Below are 20,522 nucleotides of genomic sequence, written 5' to 3'. Positions count from 1 at the left end.
TGATCAGTCGGCGGCAAACACATGCAGCTCCGTGCCCGCCTGTTCGGCAGCAGTGCGCAGGTCGGCCTTCGGTTCGCTGTCGGTGACGATATCGGCAATGTCATCGAGCCCGCAGATGCGTTCCAGACTGCTGCGGCCAAACTTGTCGTGGGTCACCACCAGCACCGTCGACAGTGAACGCGATATCATTGCGCGTTTAACGGCTGCGGCGCCCGAGATCATGTCGCTCGGACCATCGGCGCTTATCCCCGATGCCCCGATAATGGCGACGTCGGCATTGTAGCGGCGCAGGAACTCGACGGTGTCTTCGCCAAGCACGCTGCCTTCGCGGCTGTCATAGGTCCCGGGGCAAAGCAGCACGCGGAAGGTCGGATTGGCGCCGGCCACCGAGGCCACGCCGGTGGAATTGGTGATGATGGTCAGGTCGCGCTTCAGCTGCGAAAGGTTGCGCGCCACCTCATAAGTGGTCGAACCGCCATCGATCATCACGATCTGGCCCTTCTGGACCAGGCCCGCTGCGCCGCGGCCGATGCGGGCGCGCTCCTCGACCAGGGTCAGGCCGCGCTCCGAAATCACCGGCTCTGATGTCACCAGCGAGATCGTCGCACCGCCATAGGTGCGGTTGATCAGCCCGGCATCGCCGAGTTCGATGAGATCGCGGCGGATGGTCTCGCCGGCGACGCCGATGCGCCGTGCAAGTTTGGAGATGCGGATGGACGCCGACCGGCGCACTTCCGAAAGGATAAGCGCGTGCCGCTCCTTCTTCGTCAGTCGGCCCTGATCCATGATTATTCCATTCCCTTTGCAGCAATCAGTGCGTCGGCAAGCTCGGCAAACCCTTGCGCGCCGCGCCCGCTTGTGACGAAGGCAGGAGATGCCGGAAGTTCGCCGGCGAAGTCCAGCACATTAGCGACACCGACGCTGTTGGGGAAGAAGCCGAACATTGGCGCATCGTTTGGACTATCGCCGACGAAGACAATGCTGTCCTTGTCGTGGTCTATGTCTATACCAAAACAGTCGCGCAAGAATAGCCGGCTTGTTGACAGTTTGTCGTATTTGCCGAACCAGCCATTGACATGGATGGACGAGATTTTCGCCGCCGCTCCATAGCGCTGAAAGATAGCGACGATCTTCAGCACTTCAGATTTGGGCAGCGGCGCGACATCCTCGCGAAAATCGATCGCCAAATCGGCTTCGCGATAGGCCTGGTCAGCGGCGACCGCCGCACCCGGAATTTCCGCGAGCACGGCGCGTTCGATCTCGCGCAGGCGCGCCGCGTCAGCCTGCCTTTCGCCGGCACTCCTGGCATAGTGACGAACGATGCGCTTGGCAGTGCCGTCATAGCGGAAATAGAAAGCGCCGTTCTCGCCGATCACGCCATCGACCGGCCATTGCCGCGCGATCAGGTCGCACCAGCCGGCAGGGCGGCCGGTCACCGGCGCGACAAGGAAGCCGGCCTGCTTCAGCCGCTCGAGCGCCGCATAGGCTTTTGCCGGCAGCCGTCCCTTGTCGGTCAAGGTGTCGTCGATATCGGTCAGAACGACGGCGATGTTGCGCCGGTCTAGCGCGGTGAAGTCGGCAAGCGGACGCAGCACCCGCTCAGGCTCCCGCCGCAACCGTTTCGAGCGAGGCAGCCGCGACGTCGAGCATGGTGAACCTGTCGCGGATCAGCCGGGCATTGGCGACCGCCTCGTCGTAGAAGCCAGCCGGTATGGCGACCTCTTGCGGCGTGGTCGGCGCGCCGGCGGCGCGCAGTGCTGCCGCGATCTCGCGCGCCGGGCGTGCCACCCGCACCAGCCTTTCACGATGCGAGCGCCATTGCTTGGCCAGCATGGTGTTGATGGCGTTTGCCCGTTCGCGGTCCAGCAGCTTGGGCTTGAATGCCGCCCAGCAGGAACGTCCGAGCGTTTCGCCGAAGATTTCGATGAAGCGGTCTGGCGTATCGGCGGACGGCGCGAGCTGCAGCTCCCGCAGCGCCAGCACGCGTTCCTGCAGCCGCGCCATCGTCAACGTCGTCACCGCTATGTGTTCGCCGTGATGCGTCTCAGGCAATCCCTGGCCCCGCATGTCGATATAGTGGGCGATCAGATGTTCGCCCTGGCTGGCCGGATAAGAGCCGCCGCACAGTGTCATGCCGAGACCGGACATGACCAGCGTGCGCACCAGCACTTCCATCGCCTCAAGGTCGCCGGTCCCGAGTTCGCCGGCCTTGGCGATGAGCGCCTCCTCGTCCTCGGCCAGAAGCATGAACGGCGCCTCCCGGTAGGGCGTGCCGAGCAACAGATGCGCCATCAGCCAATCGGTCTGCGCGGTCGGCCGCGCCATCGAATCGCCGAAGCCGGCAGCGATCAGCCGGTGCGGCGCTCGCGCCATGACATCGAGATCGAGGAAGACACCGACCGGCAGGCTCGCCGTCAGCGATTTCTTCAGGCCGTCCTCTGTGATTGCCGCAGACACCGAGGTGTAGCCGTTCATCGACGGCGCGGTGCCGAACACCGCATAGGGCTTTTGGGTCAGATGGGCGGCATATTTGGTGATGTCATTGATCGAGCCCGATCCGACCGCGACCAGACCGCTGGCGTCTTTCGTGCGGGCGATCACCGATCGCACGGCGTCCATGTCGGGATGCGGATGGCGCGGCAGGATGATCTTGTCGACATCGATCGAGCCGCGCAGCGCAATCGACACTCTCTCGCCGAGAGCCAGCCTTGTGTCGGGATCCATGACAACGGCGAGCCTGCGGCCGAGCGGCAGCGGCTTGACCAGCGCATCGGCTTCGTCGCCGAGACCGCGCCCTATGACGATGGTCTTCAGCGGCACCGACAGCATTCCCTGGCTATCCGGGTCAGGCAGCGTGCCGGCAATAAGGCGATCGAGCATTTGTCTGGACATAGGATGCAGTCCGGTCAGTCAGCATGAAGCGGGGTCAGGGCATCGAACAAGGTGCGATACCGGCGGTAACTTCTGTCGTAGGCGGCCTTGGCGGAAGGATCAGGGTCGATCGTCTCGATGTGGCCGGCCAGCCTTTCAGCCGCCTGCTGCACTGAGGAGGTAAGGCCGATGGCTGCGGCGGCAAGGATTGCAGCACCGATCGGCGAGGCATCGGCCGCATCCGCGATCTCGACCGGCCTGCCGCTGACATCGGCACGGATTTGCGCCCATACCCGGCTGCGCGCGCCACCGCCTGAGAGCCGGATGCGCCCGGTTGTTATGCCGAGCTCGTCCAGCCGGTCGACAACGTCGCGCATGGCGAAGGCGCAGCCTTCCAGCACTGCGCGAGCGCAGGCCGCTTTGCCGTGGAAGGATGTCAGGCCGTAGAAAGCGGCACGCGCTTCGGCGATCCAGCGCGGCGCCATGGCACCGGACAAGGCCGGCAGGAACAGCAAATCGTCGCTGCCGGCAACCACCGTCGCCGCCAGTTCCGACATCGCCGCCGGCGAATCGACGCCGAAGGTTGTTAGAAACCACGTCACCGCGCCGCCCGAGAGCCATCCGGGATTGGAGATGAAATAGCCGTCGCCGAGAAAGCCATGGGTCTCGACCAGGCCGCCGGGGTCGAGGCGAAGCGTGCCGGACACCGCGCCGACCACTTCGGCCGTGCCGAGATTGCAGGCGACGACACCGGGCACGACGACCCCGGCGCCTATGGCGGCCGAAAAATCATCGCCGGTGCCGACCGCCAGCGGCGTGCTCACAGGCAGACCGGTGAGCTCGGCGCCGGCGTGCGTCAAGGCGCCGGCGATCTCAGATGCATCGTCGATGCCGGGCAATTTATCTGCATCGATGTCGAAGGCCGCCAGCAGATCGCCGGCATAGTTGTGCTCCTTCAGCCCATAGAGCATGGTCGTCGAGGCCAGCGCGTGATCGATGACGGCACGACCGCACAACGCTGCGACCACGAATGATACCGGTTGATGCCAGAGCGCCACTCGGCGCGCTTCGGGCAGGTTGCGCGCGGCCCAGCGGATTTTCGCCGCCATATGCGTGGCGTCCAGAACGAGACCGGTGCGCTCGCGGATGAAGTCCGGATCGATGGCGGCGATCTCTGCCGCCGCGCGCCGATCCATCCAGATGATGCACGGCGTCAGGGCCTGGCCGCTGCTGTCGACCGCAACACAGCCGTCGAGTTGGCCGGCAATGGCAATGCCCTTGATGTCGGACGGCGCAAGCCCAGCCTTGTCGAGCGCGCCGGCAATGGCCGGCTTGAGCGCCGCCAGCCACAGCGCCGGATTCTGTTCGGCCCAGCCGGGCGCCGGGAAGGCCGGCTGGTACAACACAGCGGCCTCGCCACGCAGCCGCAATTCGTCATCGACAACGATCGCCTTCAGGCTTTGTGTGCCGAGATCGATGCCGATGACTGGCATTAGACACGCTCGCAATCCGCGAGAACATCCCGCAGTTGCGAGAGGATAGAACCTTTCGTCGGCGAATAGGAACCGTCGAACACCGCTGTGCCAATGGTAAAAGCGTTGGCGCCGGCCAGCTTGATCGCCTTGATCCGATCGGCTGATGCCACGGCGCCGGCGACGATCAGATGCCGCGACGGACCAAGCCCGCGCCGGGCTGCGCGCACCAGTTCGGCCGGGTCGGCCTCGGTGGCGCGATAGGCGAGGATGTCGCATCCCGCACAACCCTTCTCGGCGAAGGCGCGGCAGTCGGCCTCGACATCCTCGGCCGAACCGCCGAGCTTGGTCGGATGGCCGACCGGCCGACCCGGAAAAGGGTAGTATTCGGTGCCGCTCCCCTCCAGCAACGCCATGATCTCGTCGACCTGGGTTCCACCGAGCAGGCGCCGGACGCCGAGATCCCTGGCGATGCGCGCGGAATTAAGGCAGGCCTCAGCCGTCGTCGAGACAACTTCCATGTAAGTGGTGGCGCCTGTCCGGCCAATGGCGACAGCGAGCTTGCGCAGCACATCCGGCGCGACGCCAATATCCTTGAAGCCGACATGCTTCAGGCCGACCGGCTCAATCAATTCGACCAGGTCGAGACAGTCCTCGACCGTGCGATCGTTGCGCGTCAGCATGAAGATGAAGTCCATCCGAAAGGTCCCTCGCCTGGTCGGGAAAGCCGGTTTGCTGCCGGTCTGTTAACACCTCCCAGCCATTTGTTGCAAGGTGCCACATTTTGATTTGCAGTACCACACATTTTATGACAGAACGGGCGCCAGCCCGCCAGGCACGACTTCTAGGGAGAGGGAAGAATGCTCAAGCCGCTGAGACGTACTGCGTCCAGACTGCTCGTCGCAGCCGTATTTGTGTGGCCCCTGACGTGGCAAGTGACACAAGCGGCCGCGTGGGATCTGAAAGAGGCGTCGAAACCCTATAGCGGCCAGACCATCCGCATGGTCGGCGAGGCGCTGCCGCCGCTCGAAGCGCTGAAGAAGATGGCGCCGGAGTTTGAAAAACAGACCGGCATCCATGTCGAAGTCGAGATGTACGAGCACTCGGAAGCCGTCAACAAGGTGCAGCTCGATCTCAACTCGCACCGCGGCCGCTACGACGTCATCATCCAGCCGCATCGCGAACTCGGCAAGTTCGCCACCAACAACCATCTGGTCGAAATCGCCAAGATGATGGCCGACCCGGCTTTGCGCGATCCGAGCTTCGAGCCGGAGAAGCAGCTCTACCAGACCGCCTGGCACGAAATCTCCTGGTATGACGGCAAGGAGTACGGCTTCCCCTTCACAGTGCTCAACATGTTCATGTGGTATCGCTCGGACCTGCTCGCCGATCCCAAGGAGCAGGCAGGCTTCAAGGCCAAGTATGGCTACGACCTCGCTCCCGCCAAGGACTGGAAGCAATATCGCGATATCGCCGAATGGTTCTATCGCCCCGACCAGGGCTTTTACGGCACCGCCCTGCAGGGCAAGCGCCACGAGGCGCTGTGGTATGAGTGGCTCAACTTCCTTTATTCCTTCGGCGGCGACGTGCTCGACGTGAAGAGCGGCTCGGCCTGCGGCCCGGTCATCGTCAACAGCCCCAAGGCCGTCGCCTCGCTCGAATATTACAAGAGCCTGCTGCAATTCTCGCCGCCGGACAGCCTCAACTATTTCTGGGATGATGTCATGGCGCTGATGCAGCAAGCCAAGGTCGCCGAGCTGATCATGTGGAACGACGCAACCTATGCCGTATCGGTCGACACCACGGCCTCCACCGTGGTCGGCAAGGTTGGCTTCGATCTCGTGCCGCAAGGCGACGGCGGCAAGATCGGCCAGGTCGAGGGCTGGACCTATCTGATCCCGGTCTATTCGAAGAACCAGCAGGCCGCCTTCCTCTTCGTCCAGTGGATGATGGGCTATGACCGCCAGCTCGAGCAGCATCTCAATGGCGGCGCCTCGGGCCGGCCCGATGTCTATGCCTCGGCGGAGGTGCAGAAACTGCCCTACGCCAAGGCGTCGATGGAGGCCAACGAGCATGCGGTGCCGAAGGCGACGCTGCCGCAATCGGCCGAGATGACCGACATACTGGTGCGCGAACTGTCATCCTACCTCGCCGGCGAAAAGGAGGCGCAGGCCGCCCTCGACACCGCCGCCACCGACATCTCGACACTGCTCGGTTCTTGCGCACCCATGACCTATCCGGCACGATAGGCCTTGAGATGTCGCGCAGAGGCTACCCGCACAAGCGGGTAGCCGATCTTGTCCGCAGGAAACGCCCGTGACGAACCGCACTCCATCGCCGCGCGGAATGCCGCTTCTCGACCGTGGGGTGGGGCCGCTCTTGATGCTGCCGGCGACGCTGCTCGTCGTCGTCTTCCTGGTCGGCCCGTTCTACTACATGGTCTACACCGCGCTGACCGACCTCAGCTTCGCCGACGCCAGCCATGCCGGCGCCTTCGTCGGTTTCGACAATTTCCGCAAGCTGATGCGCAACGACCCATTCTTCTGGGCATCGTTCCTGCTGACGCTGAAATTCGTCATCATCGCCGTCGGCCTGGAATTCCTGCTCGGCTTTGCGCTGGCCTTCCTGATCTTCCGCTTCGTCGCCAGCCAGCGGCTTCTCACCACACTGCTGCTCATCCCGATGATGATTGCGCCGGTCGCCGTCGGGCTGATCTGGCGGCTGCTGTTGCAGGGCGATTTCGGCATGCTCACCTTCTACATGCGCAAGGTCGGCCTGCTGGCGCAGAATTCGGCGGTGCTTTCGGCACCCGACCTGGTGTTTCCGACCATCGTCGCCATCGATGTCTGGCAGTGGACGCCTTTCGTCACCCTGATCATGCTCGCCGGCATGATGAGCCTGCCGCGCGCGCCGTTCGAGGCGGCGATGATGGATGGCGCAAAACCGTTTCAGATCTTTCGCGATGTCATGCTGCCGCTGCTGCGGCCCGTCATCGCGCTGGTGCTATTGCTGCGCGGCATCGATGCCTTCAAGGAGTTCGACAAGGTTTTCCTGATGACCGGCGGCGGTCCCGGAACGCTGACCGAACTGGTGTCGATCTATGCCTACCGCGTCAACTTCCGCAACTGGGACCTCGGCTACGGCGCCGCGGTCGCCTTCATGATCTATCTCGTCGTGCTGATCCTGTGCTCCGTCTTTTACAAGGCCGTCTACTGGTCGAGCCGCAAGCAGGCGGCGGCGTTTTGAGGGCGCGGCGATGATCGATCAGTCCACCAACCGCGCCTGGAAAAGCTTTGCCTGGTCGGTGTTGCTCGTCGCCGTCGTGGTCGCGCTGACGCCTTACGTCTGGATGGTGCTGGCGTCGTTCAAGAACCGCGTCGATCTTCTGTCTTCTGTGCCGAAATGGATTTTTTCACCGACGCTTGCCAACTATCCCGCCGTCTTCATCGACAAGGAATACTGGCCGCTGGCAATCAACTCGGTGCTGATCTCGGTGTCGTCTACGGTGCTCTGCATCGTCATCGGCGCGCCGGCTGCCTATGGCTTTGCCCGCTCCAATTTCCCCGGCAAGGAAGACCTGTTCTTCTTCTTCCTGACCACGCGCATGGCGCCGCCGATCTCGATCGCCGTGCCGCTGTTCCTGTTCTTCACCTCGCTTGGCCTGATCGACACCATCTACGCCGTGGTGATCGCCCACACCTCCTTCAACCTGTCGCTCGTCGTCTGGATGATGCGCGGCTTCTTCGCCGAAATCCCCAGGGAGATCGACGAAGCCGCGATGATGGACGGCCGCTCGCGGCTCGGCGCATTCTTCTTCGTCGTCGCGCCGCTGGCCGCACCCGGCATGGGCGCCACAGCGGTGCTCTGCTTCATCCTGTCGTGGAACGAGTTCCTCTATGCCTTCATACTCGTCGCCTTCGACGGGCGGCCGCTGACCGTCGGCATACCGGGGCTGGTGACGCCGCATGGCACGCTATGGGGCCAAGTCGCGGCGGTCGCCATCGTGGCGACGCTGCCGATCGTGCTTTTCACTTTCCTTGTCCAGAAACAGCTCGTGCGCGGCCTCACCTTCGGCGCGGTCAAGGGTTGAAGGGATCTCGCATGGCAATTGTTTTCGACGGCGTCACCAAGGCTTTCCCCGACGGGACGGTGGCGCTGCAGGCGCTCGATCTTGCTTTCGAGCCCGGCGAATTCCTGGTTCTGCTCGGGCCCTCTGGTTCCGGCAAGACGACAGCCTGCCGGCTGCTTGCCGGCCTTGAACGTCCCACGGCCGGCCGCATCATGGTCGAGGGTCGCGATGTCACCGACCTGCCGCCGCGCCTGCGCGGCATGGGCATGGTGTTCCAGAACTATGCGCTCTACAGCCATAAGAGCGTCTACGAGAACATCGCCTATCCCTTGCGCATCCGAAAAATGCCGGCCGCCGAGCTCGACCGCTGCGTGCGCGCCATGGCCGAACTCTTGGAAATAACCCGCTACCTCGACCGCCGCCCTTCGCAATTGTCGGGCGGCCAAGCGCAGCGCGTGGCTGTGGCCCGCGCACTCGTCTGGCAGCCGAGCCTCTGTCTGATGGACGAGCCGCTGTCCAATCTCGACGCCTTGTTGCGGCTCCACATGCGCACCGAGCTGAAGCGTCTGCATCGCGAGCTGAAAAAGACCTTCGTCTTCGTCACCCACGACCAGGAAGAGGCGATGACGCTGGCGACCAGGGTCGCGGTATTGCGCGAAGGCGCACTGATCCAGTACGACGACCCGCGCGAGATCTATCGGCGGCCTGCCAATCGCTTCATCGCCGAATTCATCGGCCGTCCAGCGATGAACACGTTCGATGGCGATGTCCGCGCCGGCGTCTTCCACGCCAGCGGTTTCACTTGCCCGCTTCCGGGAAAGCCTGATGGTCCCATCGTGCTCGGCATTCGCCCGGAGCAGATCCAGCTTGTCGACGCGACTGCCGGCGACGCCATCCTGTTTGCCGTCGACGTCGTCGAACCGGTCGAGCCGGACGTGCTGATCTTCGCCAATAGCGAGGCCAACGCGCTGATCGTCAGGACCGTGAATGACGATCGCGCTTTCGATCCCGGCCAGCCGCTTTATCTACGCTTTCCGCCGGCAGCGCTGCACACATTCGATGCTGTGTCGGGAGCGCGGCTGCCGTGAGCACGCTGCTCGCTTTGGTGCCGCTGGCCGCCGCAGCCTTGGTCTGGTGGCTGTTCTACAGCTTCAACCGGTCGCGGCGCTGGTTCTCGACAGGCGAACTCATCTTCTGGGACGCCATTGCACTGGTAACCCTGCAGCTTGTCTGGCTGATCTGGTTCTGAATGCGCATTCCAGCAACGCAGATCAGTAGCCCAGCGCACAACCGTCCTTGCGAGGATCGGAGGCACCGGTGAGCGTGCCCTTTTCCCAATCGATCAGCACCAGCTGGCCGCCGCCATGCGGCTCCTCGGCGATCGAAACCTGATGGCCGCGCTGACGCAGGCCGGCGATCGCCTCAGCCGGAATCCCGCGCTCGGCCAGCACGGCATTGTCCTTGTAGAACACCCGTGGCGCATCCAGTGCCTGCTGCGGGTCCATCCCGAAATCGATCATGTTGGTCAACAGATGGACATGGCCGAACGGCTGGTAGCCGCCGCCCATCACCCCGAACGGCATCACCACCTTACCCCCTCGCGTCGCCATGCCAGGCATGATGGTGTGCATCGGTCGCTTTCGCGGCGCGATACGATTTGGATGGCCTTCCGTGAGGCGAAAACTGCTGCCGCGATTCTGCAGCACGACGCCTGTCTTGGGACCGACGACGCCGCTGCCGAAGGAACCGAAGGTCGAGTTGATGAAGCTGACTGCATTGCGGTCGCGGTCGACCACGGAGATATAGACGGTGTCGCTGCGCGGCAGCTCAAGCCGCGGCAGATGCGTCATGGCGAGGGCCGGATCGATGGCGGCGCGCAGCCGCTCCGCATGGGCTGCCGACAGCAGTTGTTCGACGGGGACCTGGACGAAATCCTGGTCGCCGATGAAAGTATCGCGGTCTTGGTAGGCAAGCCGGCCGGCTTCGATCTCGAGATGCAGCCGCTCGGCGCTGTTCGGCTCCAATGACCCGAGCGCAACGCCGGAAAGCACGTTCAGCATGATCAACGCCGTCATGCCCTGATTGTTTGGCGGCATCTGATGGATGTCGTAGCCGCGATAGGACGTGTTCACCGCCTTGACGTAGTCGCCCTTGGTTGCAGCGAAATCGTCCAGCGCATGCAGCCCGCCCAGCGCGCCGAGACGCGCCACCAGATCACCGGCGACCTCGCCCTCATAGAAGCCGGCGCGACCTTGCTTCGAGATCATGCGCAAGGTTTCCGCGAGTTCCGGCTGCCGATGCACATCACCGGCCTGTGGTGCCCGGCCGTTCGGCAGGAAGATCCGCGCCGCATGTTCGTCGGCGGCGAGCAGGGCGACCTCGTCAGCCCAATCGAAGGCGACGCGATCATGAACGACATAGCCTTGTTCGGCATAGCGAATGGCCGGAGCCAGCGCGGCGTCGATGCCCTTCCTGCCGTGATCTTCAAGCAGCCGGCACCACGCGTCGATGGCGCCCGGAACGGTGACGGCATGCGGTCCGGTTCCAGGCAGTTCGCCATGGCCCCGCTCCAGAAACCAATCGGCATTTGCAGCAGCAGGCGATCGCCCCGAGCCGTTGAAGGCCAGCACCTCGCCCTCGCCTTTGGGGCTGTAGAGCACAAAACAGTCGCCGCCGATGCCGGTCGATTGCGGCTCGACGACGCCTTGCACCGCCGCCGCGCAGACGGCGGCGTCCATCGCATTTCCGCCTGAGCGCAGCATGTCGATGGCGGCCAGCGTCGCCAGCGGATGCGATGTCGCCGCCATGGCTTCTGTCGCGCGAACCGGCGAGCGGCCGGGGAACTGAAAATCACGCATGCAATCCTCCGATGATCCACCCGCCGGTACTAACCTCAATGCTTGATACGGTCGCGCATCGCGTACCACAACATCCCCAGCACATAGAGCGGGCCCCGCAGCGCCGTACCGCCCGGGAACGGCATCGGGGTCAAAGTCGAGAACAGGTCCAGCCGCGAGGCGTCGCCCGTAATCGCTTCGGCCAGCAGCTTGCCCGACAGCGTTGACAGGATGACGCCCTTGCCGGAATAGCCATGCGCGAAATAGACCTCGCCATAGTGCCCGACATGCGGCAGCCGCGACGTGGTCACCGACACCAGGCCGCCCCAGGCATGATCGATGCGGCAGCCCTTCAATTGCAGGAAGGTGGCCTCCATGTGCGGCCGCACGAAGCCGGCAATGTCGGCCGGCGGCGATGGCGTGTAGCGCTCGCCGCCGCCGAACAGCAGCCGACCGTCCGCCGACATGCGGTAGTAGTTGACGACGAAGCGCGTGTCGGACACCGCGACATTGGCCGGGACGACATTGCGTTTACCCTCCAGCGGTTCGGTGGCGACGATGTAGTTGCCGACCGGCATGATGCGGCTGTTGACGCGCGGCTCCAGCCCATGCAGCAACGCGTCGCCGGCCAGCACGACATGTTTGGCCCTTACCGACCCCTGCGCCGTCGAGACCCGGATCGAAGGCTCGCGCTCCAGCTTTACCGCGACGGAATTTTCATGGATGACGACACCGGCCGCTACGGCGGCACGGGCAAGGCCGAGCGTGTAGTTCAGCGGATGCATATGGCCGCCAAGCGGCTCATACATCGCGCCATGATAGGGCGTGTCCACCTTGCCGCGTGCCTGCGCCGCCGACAGGATCTCGACGTCGCGGAACTTCATCACGCTCTCGAGGCATTTGGCCTCGTCTTCGAGATCCCTGAGGTCGGAGCCATTAACGGCGCCGACGAGATGGCCGGTCAGCCGCAGATCGCAATCGATGGCGTGGCGCTCGATGATGTCGAGCACCAGGCCCCGCGCCTCGAAGGCGAGGTCGAACAGCGCCTTCGCCCGCTCGGGGCCGTAAAGCTTGACCAACCCCTTGGCGCCTTTGCGCAGGCCAGGGATCATCTGGCCGCCATTGCGGCCCGACGCGCCCCAGCCGATCTTGCCGCCTTCGAGCAGCACCACCTTCAGGCCGCGCTCGGCGGCATGAAGGGCGGCCGACAGGCCGGTGCAGCCGCCGCCGACCACCACCAGATCGGCGCCGACATCTCCCACCAGCGCCGGATGTTCCGGCGCCGGATTGGCGGTGGCGACATAGTAGGATTTGCCGATATCGAGGCCCGAATTGAAACCCGTTGAGCCGGAGGCCATGATCACACCTTCAGCAGCAAATGGTCGCGTTCCCAACTCGTCACCACGCTTTGGAACAGGTCGAGTTCGACGCTCTTGACGCGCAGATAGGTCTGGAAAAAATCCTCGCCGAGCAATGCCCGCACCGGCTCGCAAGCAGTGAAACGATCAAGCGCCTCCTCCATCGTTTTCGGCAGCGTGCTTTTGATCCTGTAGGCATTGCCCGAGGCCTCAGCCGAGCGCGCCAGCTTCTGCTCGACGCCGAGATAGCCGGCAAGCAGCGAACCGGCGATCGCCAGATAGGGATTGCAATCCGCACCCGGCAAGCGGTTCTCTACCCGCCGGGCGGCGCGGCCACCTGCCGGCACGCGCAGGCCGCAGGAGCGGTTGTCATGCGACCATTCGATGTTGGCCGGCGCGCTGTGGTTCGGCCGGATGCGGCGGAACGAGTTCACGTTGGGTGCGAATAGCGGCATGATCTCGGGCACATATTTCTGCAGGCCGCCGATGAAATGGCCGAACATTTCGGTGTCTGCATCATCTCTGTCGGCAAACAGCGCGGCGCCTGTCGTTTCATCGACGACAGACATGTGCAGATGCATCGAGCTGCCGGCCTGCGCGGCGATCGGCTTGGCCATGAAGGTGGCGTGCATGCCGCTCTGCTGCGCTGCCTGGCGCGTCAGCCGCTTGAACAGCAGCACCTGGTCGGCGAGTGGCACCGCGTCGCCGTGCAGCAGATTGATCTCCAGCTGCGCGGTGCCCGATTCATGGATCAGCGTGTCGAGCGGCAGGCCGGCGGCTGCGGCATAATCATAGACGCGCCTTATCACCGGCTCGAATTCTTCCAGCGCCACCATGTCATAGGGATGCTGCGAGCCCTCGGCGCGGCCATTGGCGCCAACCGGTGCCGTCAGCGGCCGGTCGGGATTCGGATTGGGCGCGGTCAGATAGAATTCGACTTCCGGCGCCACCACCGCGCGCCAACCGCGCTTCCGGTAGAGATCGAGCACGGCGCGCAGCACATGTCGTGGCGAGGCCATCCAGGGCTTGCCTTCCATGTGGAAGGCGTCGGCGAAGACATAGGCTTTGCCAGCGCCACCGCCCGGCGCCAGGCACAGCGTCGACATATCAGGCACCATGCGCATATCCGGGTCTTGATAGGCAAAGCCTTCGTCGATCGAACCGGAGTAGCGGCCATCAATGCTGACCAGGAAAGCGCTGCTCGGCAGGTAAAGTGCGCGGTCTTCCAGCGCCTTGAGGAATTTTGCTGTCGGCAGCGCCTTGCCGCGCAGCACGCCATTCATGTCGGGCACCAGGCACTCGACCTCCGTGATGCCGTGCTGGGCGAGCCAGGCCTTGGGATCGTTGCCGGTGAAGAGAGCGGTGTTGGTATTTTTGTCCTGCATTTTGCTTCACGTACCTATGAGAGAGAGTATGGCTTGCGCGGCCACATCCGTTCCAGGGGTCAGCGCCATCTTGGCAGCATTGTCCCTGAGGCGGGCGCGCATCGCATCGTCGGCCAGCAGGCCGAGAATGGCTCTCTCCAATCCCCCTTCGGTCCAGGCGTCGCGGCCGATATGGTCGCCCACGCCCGTCTCTCCCGCGCGTTGCGCATTGTCGTGACCGTCCCAGCAATAGGGCATGATCAGCGACGGCACGCCGAAGCGCAGCGCCTCGCAAAAGCTGTTGTTGCCGCCATGGTGGATGAACAGGTCCGACTTCGCCACCACCGAAGGCTGCGGAAACCAGGCGTCGAGATAGACATTGTCCGGCACCGCGCGGTAGGCGTCGCGCAGGCCGCCGGCATTGACGATGAAGCGCGCCGGCAGCCGGTCGAAGACGGCGAGCATGCGTTCGATCAGCCCGACATCCATGGCGCCGAGACTGCCGAAGCTGACATAGACCAGCGGGCCGCCATTGCGCGGAAACACCGGCACCTCGAATGGCCCTTCCGAACGCACGCAGCCTTCGAGATAGACAAAGCGTTTGGGGTCGAGCGGCTCGGCCCGCTCACGCCGTACGATCGCTGGCGTCAGCAGCAGATTGAGGTCGGGTGATGTCTCGAGGAACAGGCCCTTGGGCAACGGCGCCAAGCCGGCATCCGCACGAAAACGGTTGAAGCGCTCATGCGCGGGTGCGGAGGCCGCGAGATAGCGCGCTTCGAACGCCGCACGTTGCGGGTCGTCGGCACCCATCCCCGAGAGATAGGGCGGCACCTCGGCATCCGGCAGTTCCGTCTCGGCACAGGAGACGACGCGCACCCACGGGCAGCCGGCGGCGGCGATCGCCGGGAACATGATGACGTTGTCGAGCACCACCGCGTCCGGCTTCAGCCGCGCCAGCAATTGGCGCAGCGGCGCCTCGGCGTTGACGGCGGTGTCGACGATCGCTTGCCAGGTCGGCGCGACATAGGTCTCGAGCTGGTCGATCGGGCTCAGCCGGAAATGCGGCAGGTGCCGGCGCACGAAGGCCTGCCAATAGCTCTGGCGGTCGCTGTCGCTCAGCGGCTCATCCGTCGGCAGATGGTATTCCTGGAAGCCATAGTCGGTAAAGACGCCGGAGAAGCCGGCATGGCAGATGAAGACGGGGCGAGCGCCCCGTGCGCGCAATGCCTGTGCGATACCGACGCAATTCAACGCGGCGCCGAAACTGGCTTCGGGAAACAGCGCGATGGTCGGGCTGGCTTTACGCGTCAATTATTCCTCTTCAATCCGGCCGGCTGATCATGCCGAACAGTGCGGGAGCTCCGCGGCTGGCTGCTTGCGGTCGCTGGCTGCGGGAGAGCCGCAGGTGGATGCGAAGCAGATCGGCAGCCACCTCATACTGCCGGCTTTCAAGATAGTCGAGTATGCCCGAGTGTTCGCGCAACGATTGCCGCAGCCGAAACACGTTGACGCCGGAATAGATGCCCGGCAGCCGGCGCAGGCGGAGATGATCGGCCAATGCATCCGACACAAAACGGTTGGCGCAGCCCTCGGCGATCATGCCATGAAAATCCATGTCCAGCCGCTGGAACTCGCGCGTGTCGAATGTCTCGTCCGGCAGCGCTGCAAGCGCTTCCATGCCTTGCCGCAACATTGCTGCCCGCGCCCCGTCCAGCCGAAAGCCTGGCGTCAGGATGGCCGCCGGCTCCAGCACCAGGCGGAACTCGTAGCTTTCGCCTTGCGCCTCCGGATCGTCCGGCGCGCGGCGAAACAACCAGGATTGCCCAGGCGCACGATCCAGAAGATTCTCGTCGGTCAGTTTGTTAAGTGCTTTTAGTACCGTCTTGCGATCAGCGTCGTAGCGTCGCATCAGCCCCGCGATGGTCACCGTCTGGTCCAACCGTCGCGCCGAGCGGTCGCGCAGGATGGCTTCGGCGAGCTCGTCTTCCTCCGCACTGGGTAGTTCGGCGGCAATGGCGGGCTGGGCGGCGAGGTCGACCGTCAGATGATAACCGCTGTCGGCCTCCCAGCGCACCACGCCCCGTTCCGCGAGCAGGCCGAGTGCGGCGCGTACGGGCGTGCGCGAGACATTGCACAGCGAGGCGATCTGCTGTTCGGGCAGGCGGGCGCCAGGCTCGAAGCCACGCTGCCGCGCCACATCCAGGATGCGCTGCGCCAGATCGAGATGGTTGGTGCGAGGTCGTCTGGCTACGGCTTGCATGACTTTTCTCGAATGCGAATGTGGCGCATTGGTCTGGCTGATCGCCGGAACAGGGACAATCGGCCAAATTCCTCCGTCGTTGACAGATTATGGATTGACGTACTTTTTTCTGCAATAGTACTGTCGGCACAATCGGCGAGAAAAGACCGAGGGAACAGGATCAAGGCAGGCGCGCGCGTCGCCGGCCTTGGTCCGGCAAATGATTTCGACGATCAAACCGAATGGGAGACTGCCATGACCGCTACCAGCCTGCGGCGCCGTGCGCTCAATACATCCTCAATCGCTCTCGGTCTCGCCCTGACGCTCTCGGTGCCGGCCGCCGCAGCCGACCTCGTTATTTCGAACTGGGATGGGTACATGGCACCCGACGCCATGGCCGCTTTCAAGACCGCCACCGGCGTTGCCGGCGAAGTGGTGGTGCACGCCACCAATGAAGAGATCATGGGCAAGCTGATTGCCGCCGGCGGCAAGGGCTATGACGTGGTCTTCGTCTCCTCGCCCTTCGCCGAAGTATTAAACAAGCTTGGCCTGACCGAGCCGATCGACCATGCCAAGATCCCCAACCTCGCCAACCTCTATCCCGAAGCGACCAAGCTGCCGCACGATGTCGGCAACGCTTTCTCCGTGCCTTACACCTGGGGCACGACGGGCCTCTGCTACCGCTCTGACCTTGTCAAGACGGCGCCCACGAGCTGGAGCGACCTGCTCGCCCCTTCCGACGAGATGAAGGGCAAGACCACCATGCTGGCGACCGATCGCTGGCTGCTGGCCGCCGGGCAGCTCGACAAGGGCTATTCGGTCAACGAGACCGACCCGGCCAAGATGGCCGAGGTCAAGGACCTCTTGATCTCCGCCAAGAAGACCCTGCTCGCCTATGACGACACCACCTTCTATTCCAAGCTGGTTTCCGGCGAGGCGCTGATGGTGCAGGCCTGGGACGGCTGGTGCAATTACGGCATCGCCGACAAGCCGGAGATCAAATACGTCATCCCTAAAGAAGGTTCGGACCTGTGGGTCGACACGATGGTGGTGATGAAGGCGTCCGAGCACAAGGACGACGCCTTCAAGTTCATCAACTTCATGCTCGACGCCAAGAACCACGCCTGGGCGGCGCAGAACATCGACTACAAGGTGCCGAACAAGCCGGCGATGGAAAGCCTGCCGGCCGACTTCCTGGCCAAATTCCCCAACATGGCGATGCCGGTGGCCGATCTCGTCAAGTTCGAGCAGTTGCGTGACGTCGGCGAAGCCCAGCGCGACTATTCCAAGATCGTCAGCGAGATCAAGGCCGCGCAGTAAGCGGCGCAGACTTCACGGCCGGCAGCACTTCTGCCGCCGGCCCTGAGCGGTACCCGAGAAATTGTCCCAGACCCGACTTCGTTCCTCTCTGCTGATGGCCCCGGCGCTGGTCTGGCTGACCGCGCTGATGGTGGTGCCATGCGCCCTGGTGCTGGCGCTCGCCTTCTTCCGGCGCGGCGTCTATGGCGGCATCGACTACACTTTGACGCTGGAAAATTTCGGGTTGGTCTTCGACCCGCTCTATGCCGGCATCTTCCTCAACTCAGCACGTATCGCCGGCACCGCGACCTTGATTGCGGTGGTGATTGGCTATGCCGCAGCCTATGCGATCGCGGCCGCACCGCGCCGGTGGCAGCCAATTTTCCTGTTCTTCGCCGTGCTGCCGTTCTGGTCCAACTATCTGATCCGCACCTATGCCTGGATCGTGCTGCTGAACCGCGAAGGGCTGATCACCCAGTTGCTGCGCTGGTTCGGCTACACCGGCGAACCGCCCTCGATGCTCTATACCGAAGGCTCGGTCATCGCGGGCCTCGTCTACAACTATCTGCCCTTCGTCATCCTCGCCTGCTACGCGCCGCTGTCGCGCCTCAACCCGGAACTGGCCGAGGCATCGCGCGATCTCGGCGCCTCCGCTGCCACCACTTTCCGACGTGTCATCCTGCCGCTGACCGTGCCCGGCATCGCTGCGGGTGCTGTCTTCGTCTTCGTGCTGTCGATCGGCAATTTCGTCACCCCGGCGCTGCTCGGTGGCGGCCGCTTCCAGATGATCGGCAACCTCGTTTACGACCAGTTCCTGACTGCCAATGACTGGCCGTTCGGCGCAGCGCTCGCCATGGCGCTGATCGCCATCATGCTTCTGGTGCTGATGGCGCAGGCGCTCGCCGCCGACCGCGCCGCGGGGCGTGCGGCTGAGGCAAAGGGTGACGCCGATGGCTGAGCGCTGCGCAATTATTGCCTTCTCCCCGTTCACCGGGAGAAGGTGCCCCGAAGGGGCGGATGAGGGGCGGCGTCAACCTTTGCGACGCTCAGCGCTGCCCCTCATCTGCCTGCCGGTATCTTCTACCCGTGAACAGGGAGAAGGACTCTGGTCGTTCGCTTGCCTTCCAATTGTCGGAGGCCGGCGATGACCCATTCCTTCACCCGTACGCTCGGCATGCGGACGATCCTCACCCTCGTCTTCGCCTTCCTCTACATCCCCATCGCCGTGCTGGTGGCGCTGTCCTTCAACGAAGGCGGATTGCCGACGGCATGGTCGGGCTTTTCGCTGAAATGGTATGCCTCGCTGGCCGGCAATTCCGCCATCCTTTCCGCTGCGCTCAACACGCTGATCGTGGCGTTGGTCTCCACGGCCATCGCCACGCTGCTCGGCACGCTGCTGGCCATCGGCATCGAGATGCGCCGGCAATACGGCAGGGGTCTCGAGGCGCTGATCTTCGCACCGATGATCATCCCCGACATCGTCCTGGCGATCGCTCTGCTGTCGTTCTTCTCCATGCTAAACCTGACCATGGGCCTGCACACCATCATCCTCGCCCATGTCGTCTTCAACCTCGCCTTCGTCTGCTCGGTGGTGCGCGCAAGGCTAAAGAGTTTCGACTGGTCGATCGTCGAGGCCTCCGCCGACCTCGGCGCCTCGGCTCTGACCACCTTCCGGCGTGTGACATTGCCGGTCATCGCGCCGGCAGTGATTGCCGGCGCTCTGCTTGCCTTCACGCTCTCGGTCGACGAGTTCATCATCGCCTTCTTCACCGCCGGTGCCGGCCGCGCCTCGACGACGCTGCCTATGCAGATCTACGCCATGATCCGCTTCGGCATCACGCCGGAGATCAACGCGCTGGCGACCATCGTCATGGCGGTATCCATCACCGCGCTGACCCTGTCGCAGCGGCTCAACCGTGGGATCATCGGCCAATGAGCGAACCGCGCACGCTGCTGGCCATTGATAACGTTTCGAAGAAGTTCGGCCGGGTCACCGCCGTCGACGGCATCTCGCTCGACATCCGCGAAAACGAGTTCTTCGCGCTGCTTGGACCCTCCGGCTGCGGCAAGACCACGCTGCTGCGCATGCTGGCCGGCTTCGAGACGCCAACCGACGGCCGCATACTGCTCGATGGCAAAGACATCGCCCGGACCCCGCCCAACAAGCGGCCGGTCAATCTGATGTTCCAGTCCTACGCGCTGTTCCCGCATATGAGCGTGCGCGCCAATGTCTCCTACGGGCTGGAGATGGAGCGCTTGCCGAAAGCTGAAATCCGTTCCCGCGTCGAGGCCATTCTGGCCACCACCGAGCTTGTCCCCTTCGCCGACCGTAAGCCTGAGCAATTGTCGGGTGGCCAGAAGCAGCGCGTCGCGCTCGCCCGCGCGCTGGTCAAACGGCCTCGGTTGCTGCTGCTCGACGAACCGCTGGGCGCGCTGGACAAGAAACTGCGCGGCGCCATGCAGATGGAGCTGAAGCGCCTGCAGCACGAAGTCGGCATCACCTTCGTCATCGTCACCCACGACCAGGAAGAGTCACTCGTCATGGCCGACCGCATGGCGGTGCTCAAGGACGGCCAGCTGCTGCAATGCGACACGCCGCACGTGATCTACGAGCATCCCACCGACCGTTTCGTCGCCGACTTCATCGGCGTGATGAATTTCGTACCGGGCAAGATGTCTGCGGATGGCGTGATCGCCGCGAACGGCGCGCGCATCACCGGCAAGGTTCCCGCCAAGCTCACACCCGGCGCTTCCGCTGTCGCTTCGGTGCGACCCGAGCGCATCCGGCTGTTCCCGTCAGCCGAGACCGCCAACCGCATCGCCGGCACGGTTGAGGCGCTGGCCTATCACGGGCTCGACCTGCAGCTGCATGTCCGCACGCCTCTGTCGCCAAAACCATTTCTGGTGCGCGTCACCGCCGATGCCGCCGACCGCCGGCCGGTCTCGTCGGGCGATCAGGTCGAACTCGGCTGGGACGCCGCCGATGTCAGAATTTTTCAGGAATAGGAGAGCT

The 20,522-nt window shown here is 64.0% G+C and carries 19 protein-coding genes; 9 read left to right on the top strand and 10 right to left on the bottom strand.

Features of this window, described 5'->3' with window-relative positions:
* Positions 1-3: 3 nt before the first annotated feature.
* The 5 genes from NKH54_RS00170 to NKH54_RS00150 are packed head-to-tail and all read right to left on the bottom strand — an operon-like array spanning position 4 to position 5,041.
* Entirely contained in the window at positions 4-786 is a 783-nt protein-coding gene (locus NKH54_RS00170) for a DeoR/GlpR family DNA-binding transcription regulator (RefSeq protein ID WP_023686645.1), read from the bottom strand.
* 2 nt (positions 787-788) lie between these two features.
* The gene (locus NKH54_RS00165) at positions 789-1,592 is read right to left on the bottom strand and encodes an HAD-IIB family hydrolase (protein WP_023692036.1); all 804 of its coding nucleotides are present in this window, start codon (positions 1,590-1,592) and stop codon (positions 789-791) included.
* A gap of 7 nt (positions 1,593-1,599) precedes the next feature.
* Positions 1,600-2,892 carry an iron-containing alcohol dehydrogenase gene (locus tag NKH54_RS00160; protein WP_081731567.1) on the bottom strand — a complete coding sequence of 431 codons (1,293 nt, stop codon included), beginning with the start codon at positions 2,890-2,892 and terminating at the stop codon, positions 1,600-1,602.
* 14 nt (positions 2,893-2,906) lie between these two features.
* Positions 2,907-4,364 carry a xylulokinase gene (locus NKH54_RS00155; RefSeq protein WP_023754216.1) on the bottom strand — a complete coding sequence of 486 codons (1,458 nt, stop codon included), beginning with the start codon at positions 4,362-4,364 and terminating at the stop codon, positions 2,907-2,909.
* On the bottom strand, positions 4,364-5,041 hold the full coding sequence (locus NKH54_RS00150) for a beta/alpha barrel domain-containing protein (protein ID WP_023743084.1): 678 nt from the start codon (positions 5,039-5,041) through the stop codon (positions 4,364-4,366). The genes NKH54_RS00155 and NKH54_RS00150 overlap by 1 nt, the downstream gene beginning before the upstream one ends.
* Positions 5,042-5,278: 237 nt before the next feature.
* On the opposite strand from NKH54_RS00150, the gene NKH54_RS00145 reads away from it, so the two are divergent.
* The 5 genes from NKH54_RS00145 to NKH54_RS00125 all read left to right on the top strand — a co-directional run bounded on the left by NKH54_RS00145 (position 5,279) and on the right by NKH54_RS00125 (position 9,661).
* The gene (locus tag NKH54_RS00145) at positions 5,279-6,592 is read left to right on the top strand and encodes an ABC transporter substrate-binding protein (RefSeq protein ID WP_023826303.1); all 1,314 of its coding nucleotides are present in this window, start codon (positions 5,279-5,281) and stop codon (positions 6,590-6,592) included.
* 67 nt (positions 6,593-6,659) lie between these two features.
* Positions 6,660-7,589, top strand: coding sequence for a carbohydrate ABC transporter permease (locus NKH54_RS00140; protein ID WP_155922446.1), 930 nt, complete (start codon positions 6,660-6,662; stop codon positions 7,587-7,589).
* A gap of 10 nt (positions 7,590-7,599) precedes the next feature.
* Positions 7,600-8,433 (top strand): carbohydrate ABC transporter permease, encoded by an 834-nt coding sequence (locus NKH54_RS00135; protein ID WP_031196887.1) that lies wholly within the window; start codon positions 7,600-7,602, stop codon positions 8,431-8,433.
* 11 nt (positions 8,434-8,444) lie between these two features.
* A complete protein-coding gene (locus tag NKH54_RS00130) occupies positions 8,445-9,500 on the top strand; it encodes an ABC transporter ATP-binding protein (RefSeq protein WP_023743081.1) in 1,056 nt (351 codons plus the stop codon).
* Entirely contained in the window at positions 9,497-9,661 is a 165-nt protein-coding gene (locus NKH54_RS00125) for a hypothetical protein (RefSeq protein ID WP_023701459.1), read from the top strand. The genes NKH54_RS00130 and NKH54_RS00125 overlap by 4 nt, the downstream gene beginning before the upstream one ends.
* A gap of 22 nt (positions 9,662-9,683) precedes the next feature.
* On the opposite strand, the gene ggt is transcribed toward NKH54_RS00125, so the two are convergent.
* Genes ggt through NKH54_RS00100 form a run of 5 tightly spaced genes read right to left on the bottom strand, consistent with a single transcriptional unit; the run spans position 9,684 to position 16,231 of the window.
* Positions 9,684-11,270 carry a gamma-glutamyltransferase gene (ggt, locus tag NKH54_RS00120; protein ID WP_353027512.1) on the bottom strand — a complete coding sequence of 529 codons (1,587 nt, stop codon included), beginning with the start codon at positions 11,268-11,270 and terminating at the stop codon, positions 9,684-9,686.
* Positions 11,271-11,305: 35 nt separating this feature from the next.
* Positions 11,306-12,607: an NAD(P)/FAD-dependent oxidoreductase gene (locus tag NKH54_RS00115; RefSeq protein WP_353027511.1), complete on the bottom strand. Its 1,302-nt coding sequence runs from the start codon at positions 12,605-12,607 to the stop codon at positions 11,306-11,308.
* Positions 12,608-12,609: 2 nt separating this feature from the next.
* Complete coding sequence (locus NKH54_RS00110) at positions 12,610-13,992, bottom strand: glutamine synthetase family protein (RefSeq protein ID WP_353027510.1); 1,383 nt, start codon at positions 13,990-13,992, stop codon at positions 12,610-12,612.
* A 6-nt stretch (positions 13,993-13,998) separates the two neighbouring features.
* A complete protein-coding gene (locus tag NKH54_RS00105; protein ID WP_023698837.1) occupies positions 13,999-15,282 on the bottom strand; it encodes a glycosyltransferase in 1,284 nt (427 codons plus the stop codon).
* Between the two features lie 10 nt (positions 15,283-15,292).
* Positions 15,293-16,231 (bottom strand): GntR family transcriptional regulator, encoded by a 939-nt coding sequence (locus tag NKH54_RS00100; protein WP_023685712.1) that lies wholly within the window; start codon positions 16,229-16,231, stop codon positions 15,293-15,295.
* A 234-nt stretch (positions 16,232-16,465) separates the two neighbouring features.
* Here NKH54_RS00100 and NKH54_RS00095 point away from each other — a divergent pair, with 234 nt between their 5' ends.
* The 4 genes from NKH54_RS00095 to NKH54_RS00080 all read left to right on the top strand — a co-directional run bounded on the left by NKH54_RS00095 (position 16,466) and on the right by NKH54_RS00080 (position 20,515).
* Positions 16,466-17,530 (top strand): polyamine ABC transporter substrate-binding protein, encoded by a 1,065-nt coding sequence (locus NKH54_RS00095; protein ID WP_023685711.1) that lies wholly within the window; start codon positions 16,466-16,468, stop codon positions 17,528-17,530.
* 94 nt (positions 17,531-17,624) lie between these two features.
* A complete protein-coding gene (locus NKH54_RS00090; protein WP_023672945.1) occupies positions 17,625-18,467 on the top strand; it encodes an ABC transporter permease in 843 nt (280 codons plus the stop codon).
* 186 nt (positions 18,468-18,653) lie between these two features.
* Positions 18,654-19,445: an ABC transporter permease gene (locus tag NKH54_RS00085; RefSeq protein WP_023672946.1), complete on the top strand. Its 792-nt coding sequence runs from the start codon at positions 18,654-18,656 to the stop codon at positions 19,443-19,445.
* A complete protein-coding gene (locus NKH54_RS00080; RefSeq protein WP_023692047.1) occupies positions 19,442-20,515 on the top strand; it encodes an ABC transporter ATP-binding protein in 1,074 nt (357 codons plus the stop codon). The genes NKH54_RS00085 and NKH54_RS00080 overlap by 4 nt, the downstream gene beginning before the upstream one ends.
* The last annotated feature ends 7 nt before the right edge of the window (positions 20,516-20,522 follow it).

Source organism: Mesorhizobium sp. M1004 (assembly GCF_040318795.1).
Taxonomy (GTDB): domain Bacteria; phylum Pseudomonadota; class Alphaproteobacteria; order Rhizobiales; family Rhizobiaceae; genus Mesorhizobium.
The sequence above is the reverse complement of the archived record's forward strand: the minus strand, read 5'-3'. Positions and strand labels throughout refer to the sequence as shown.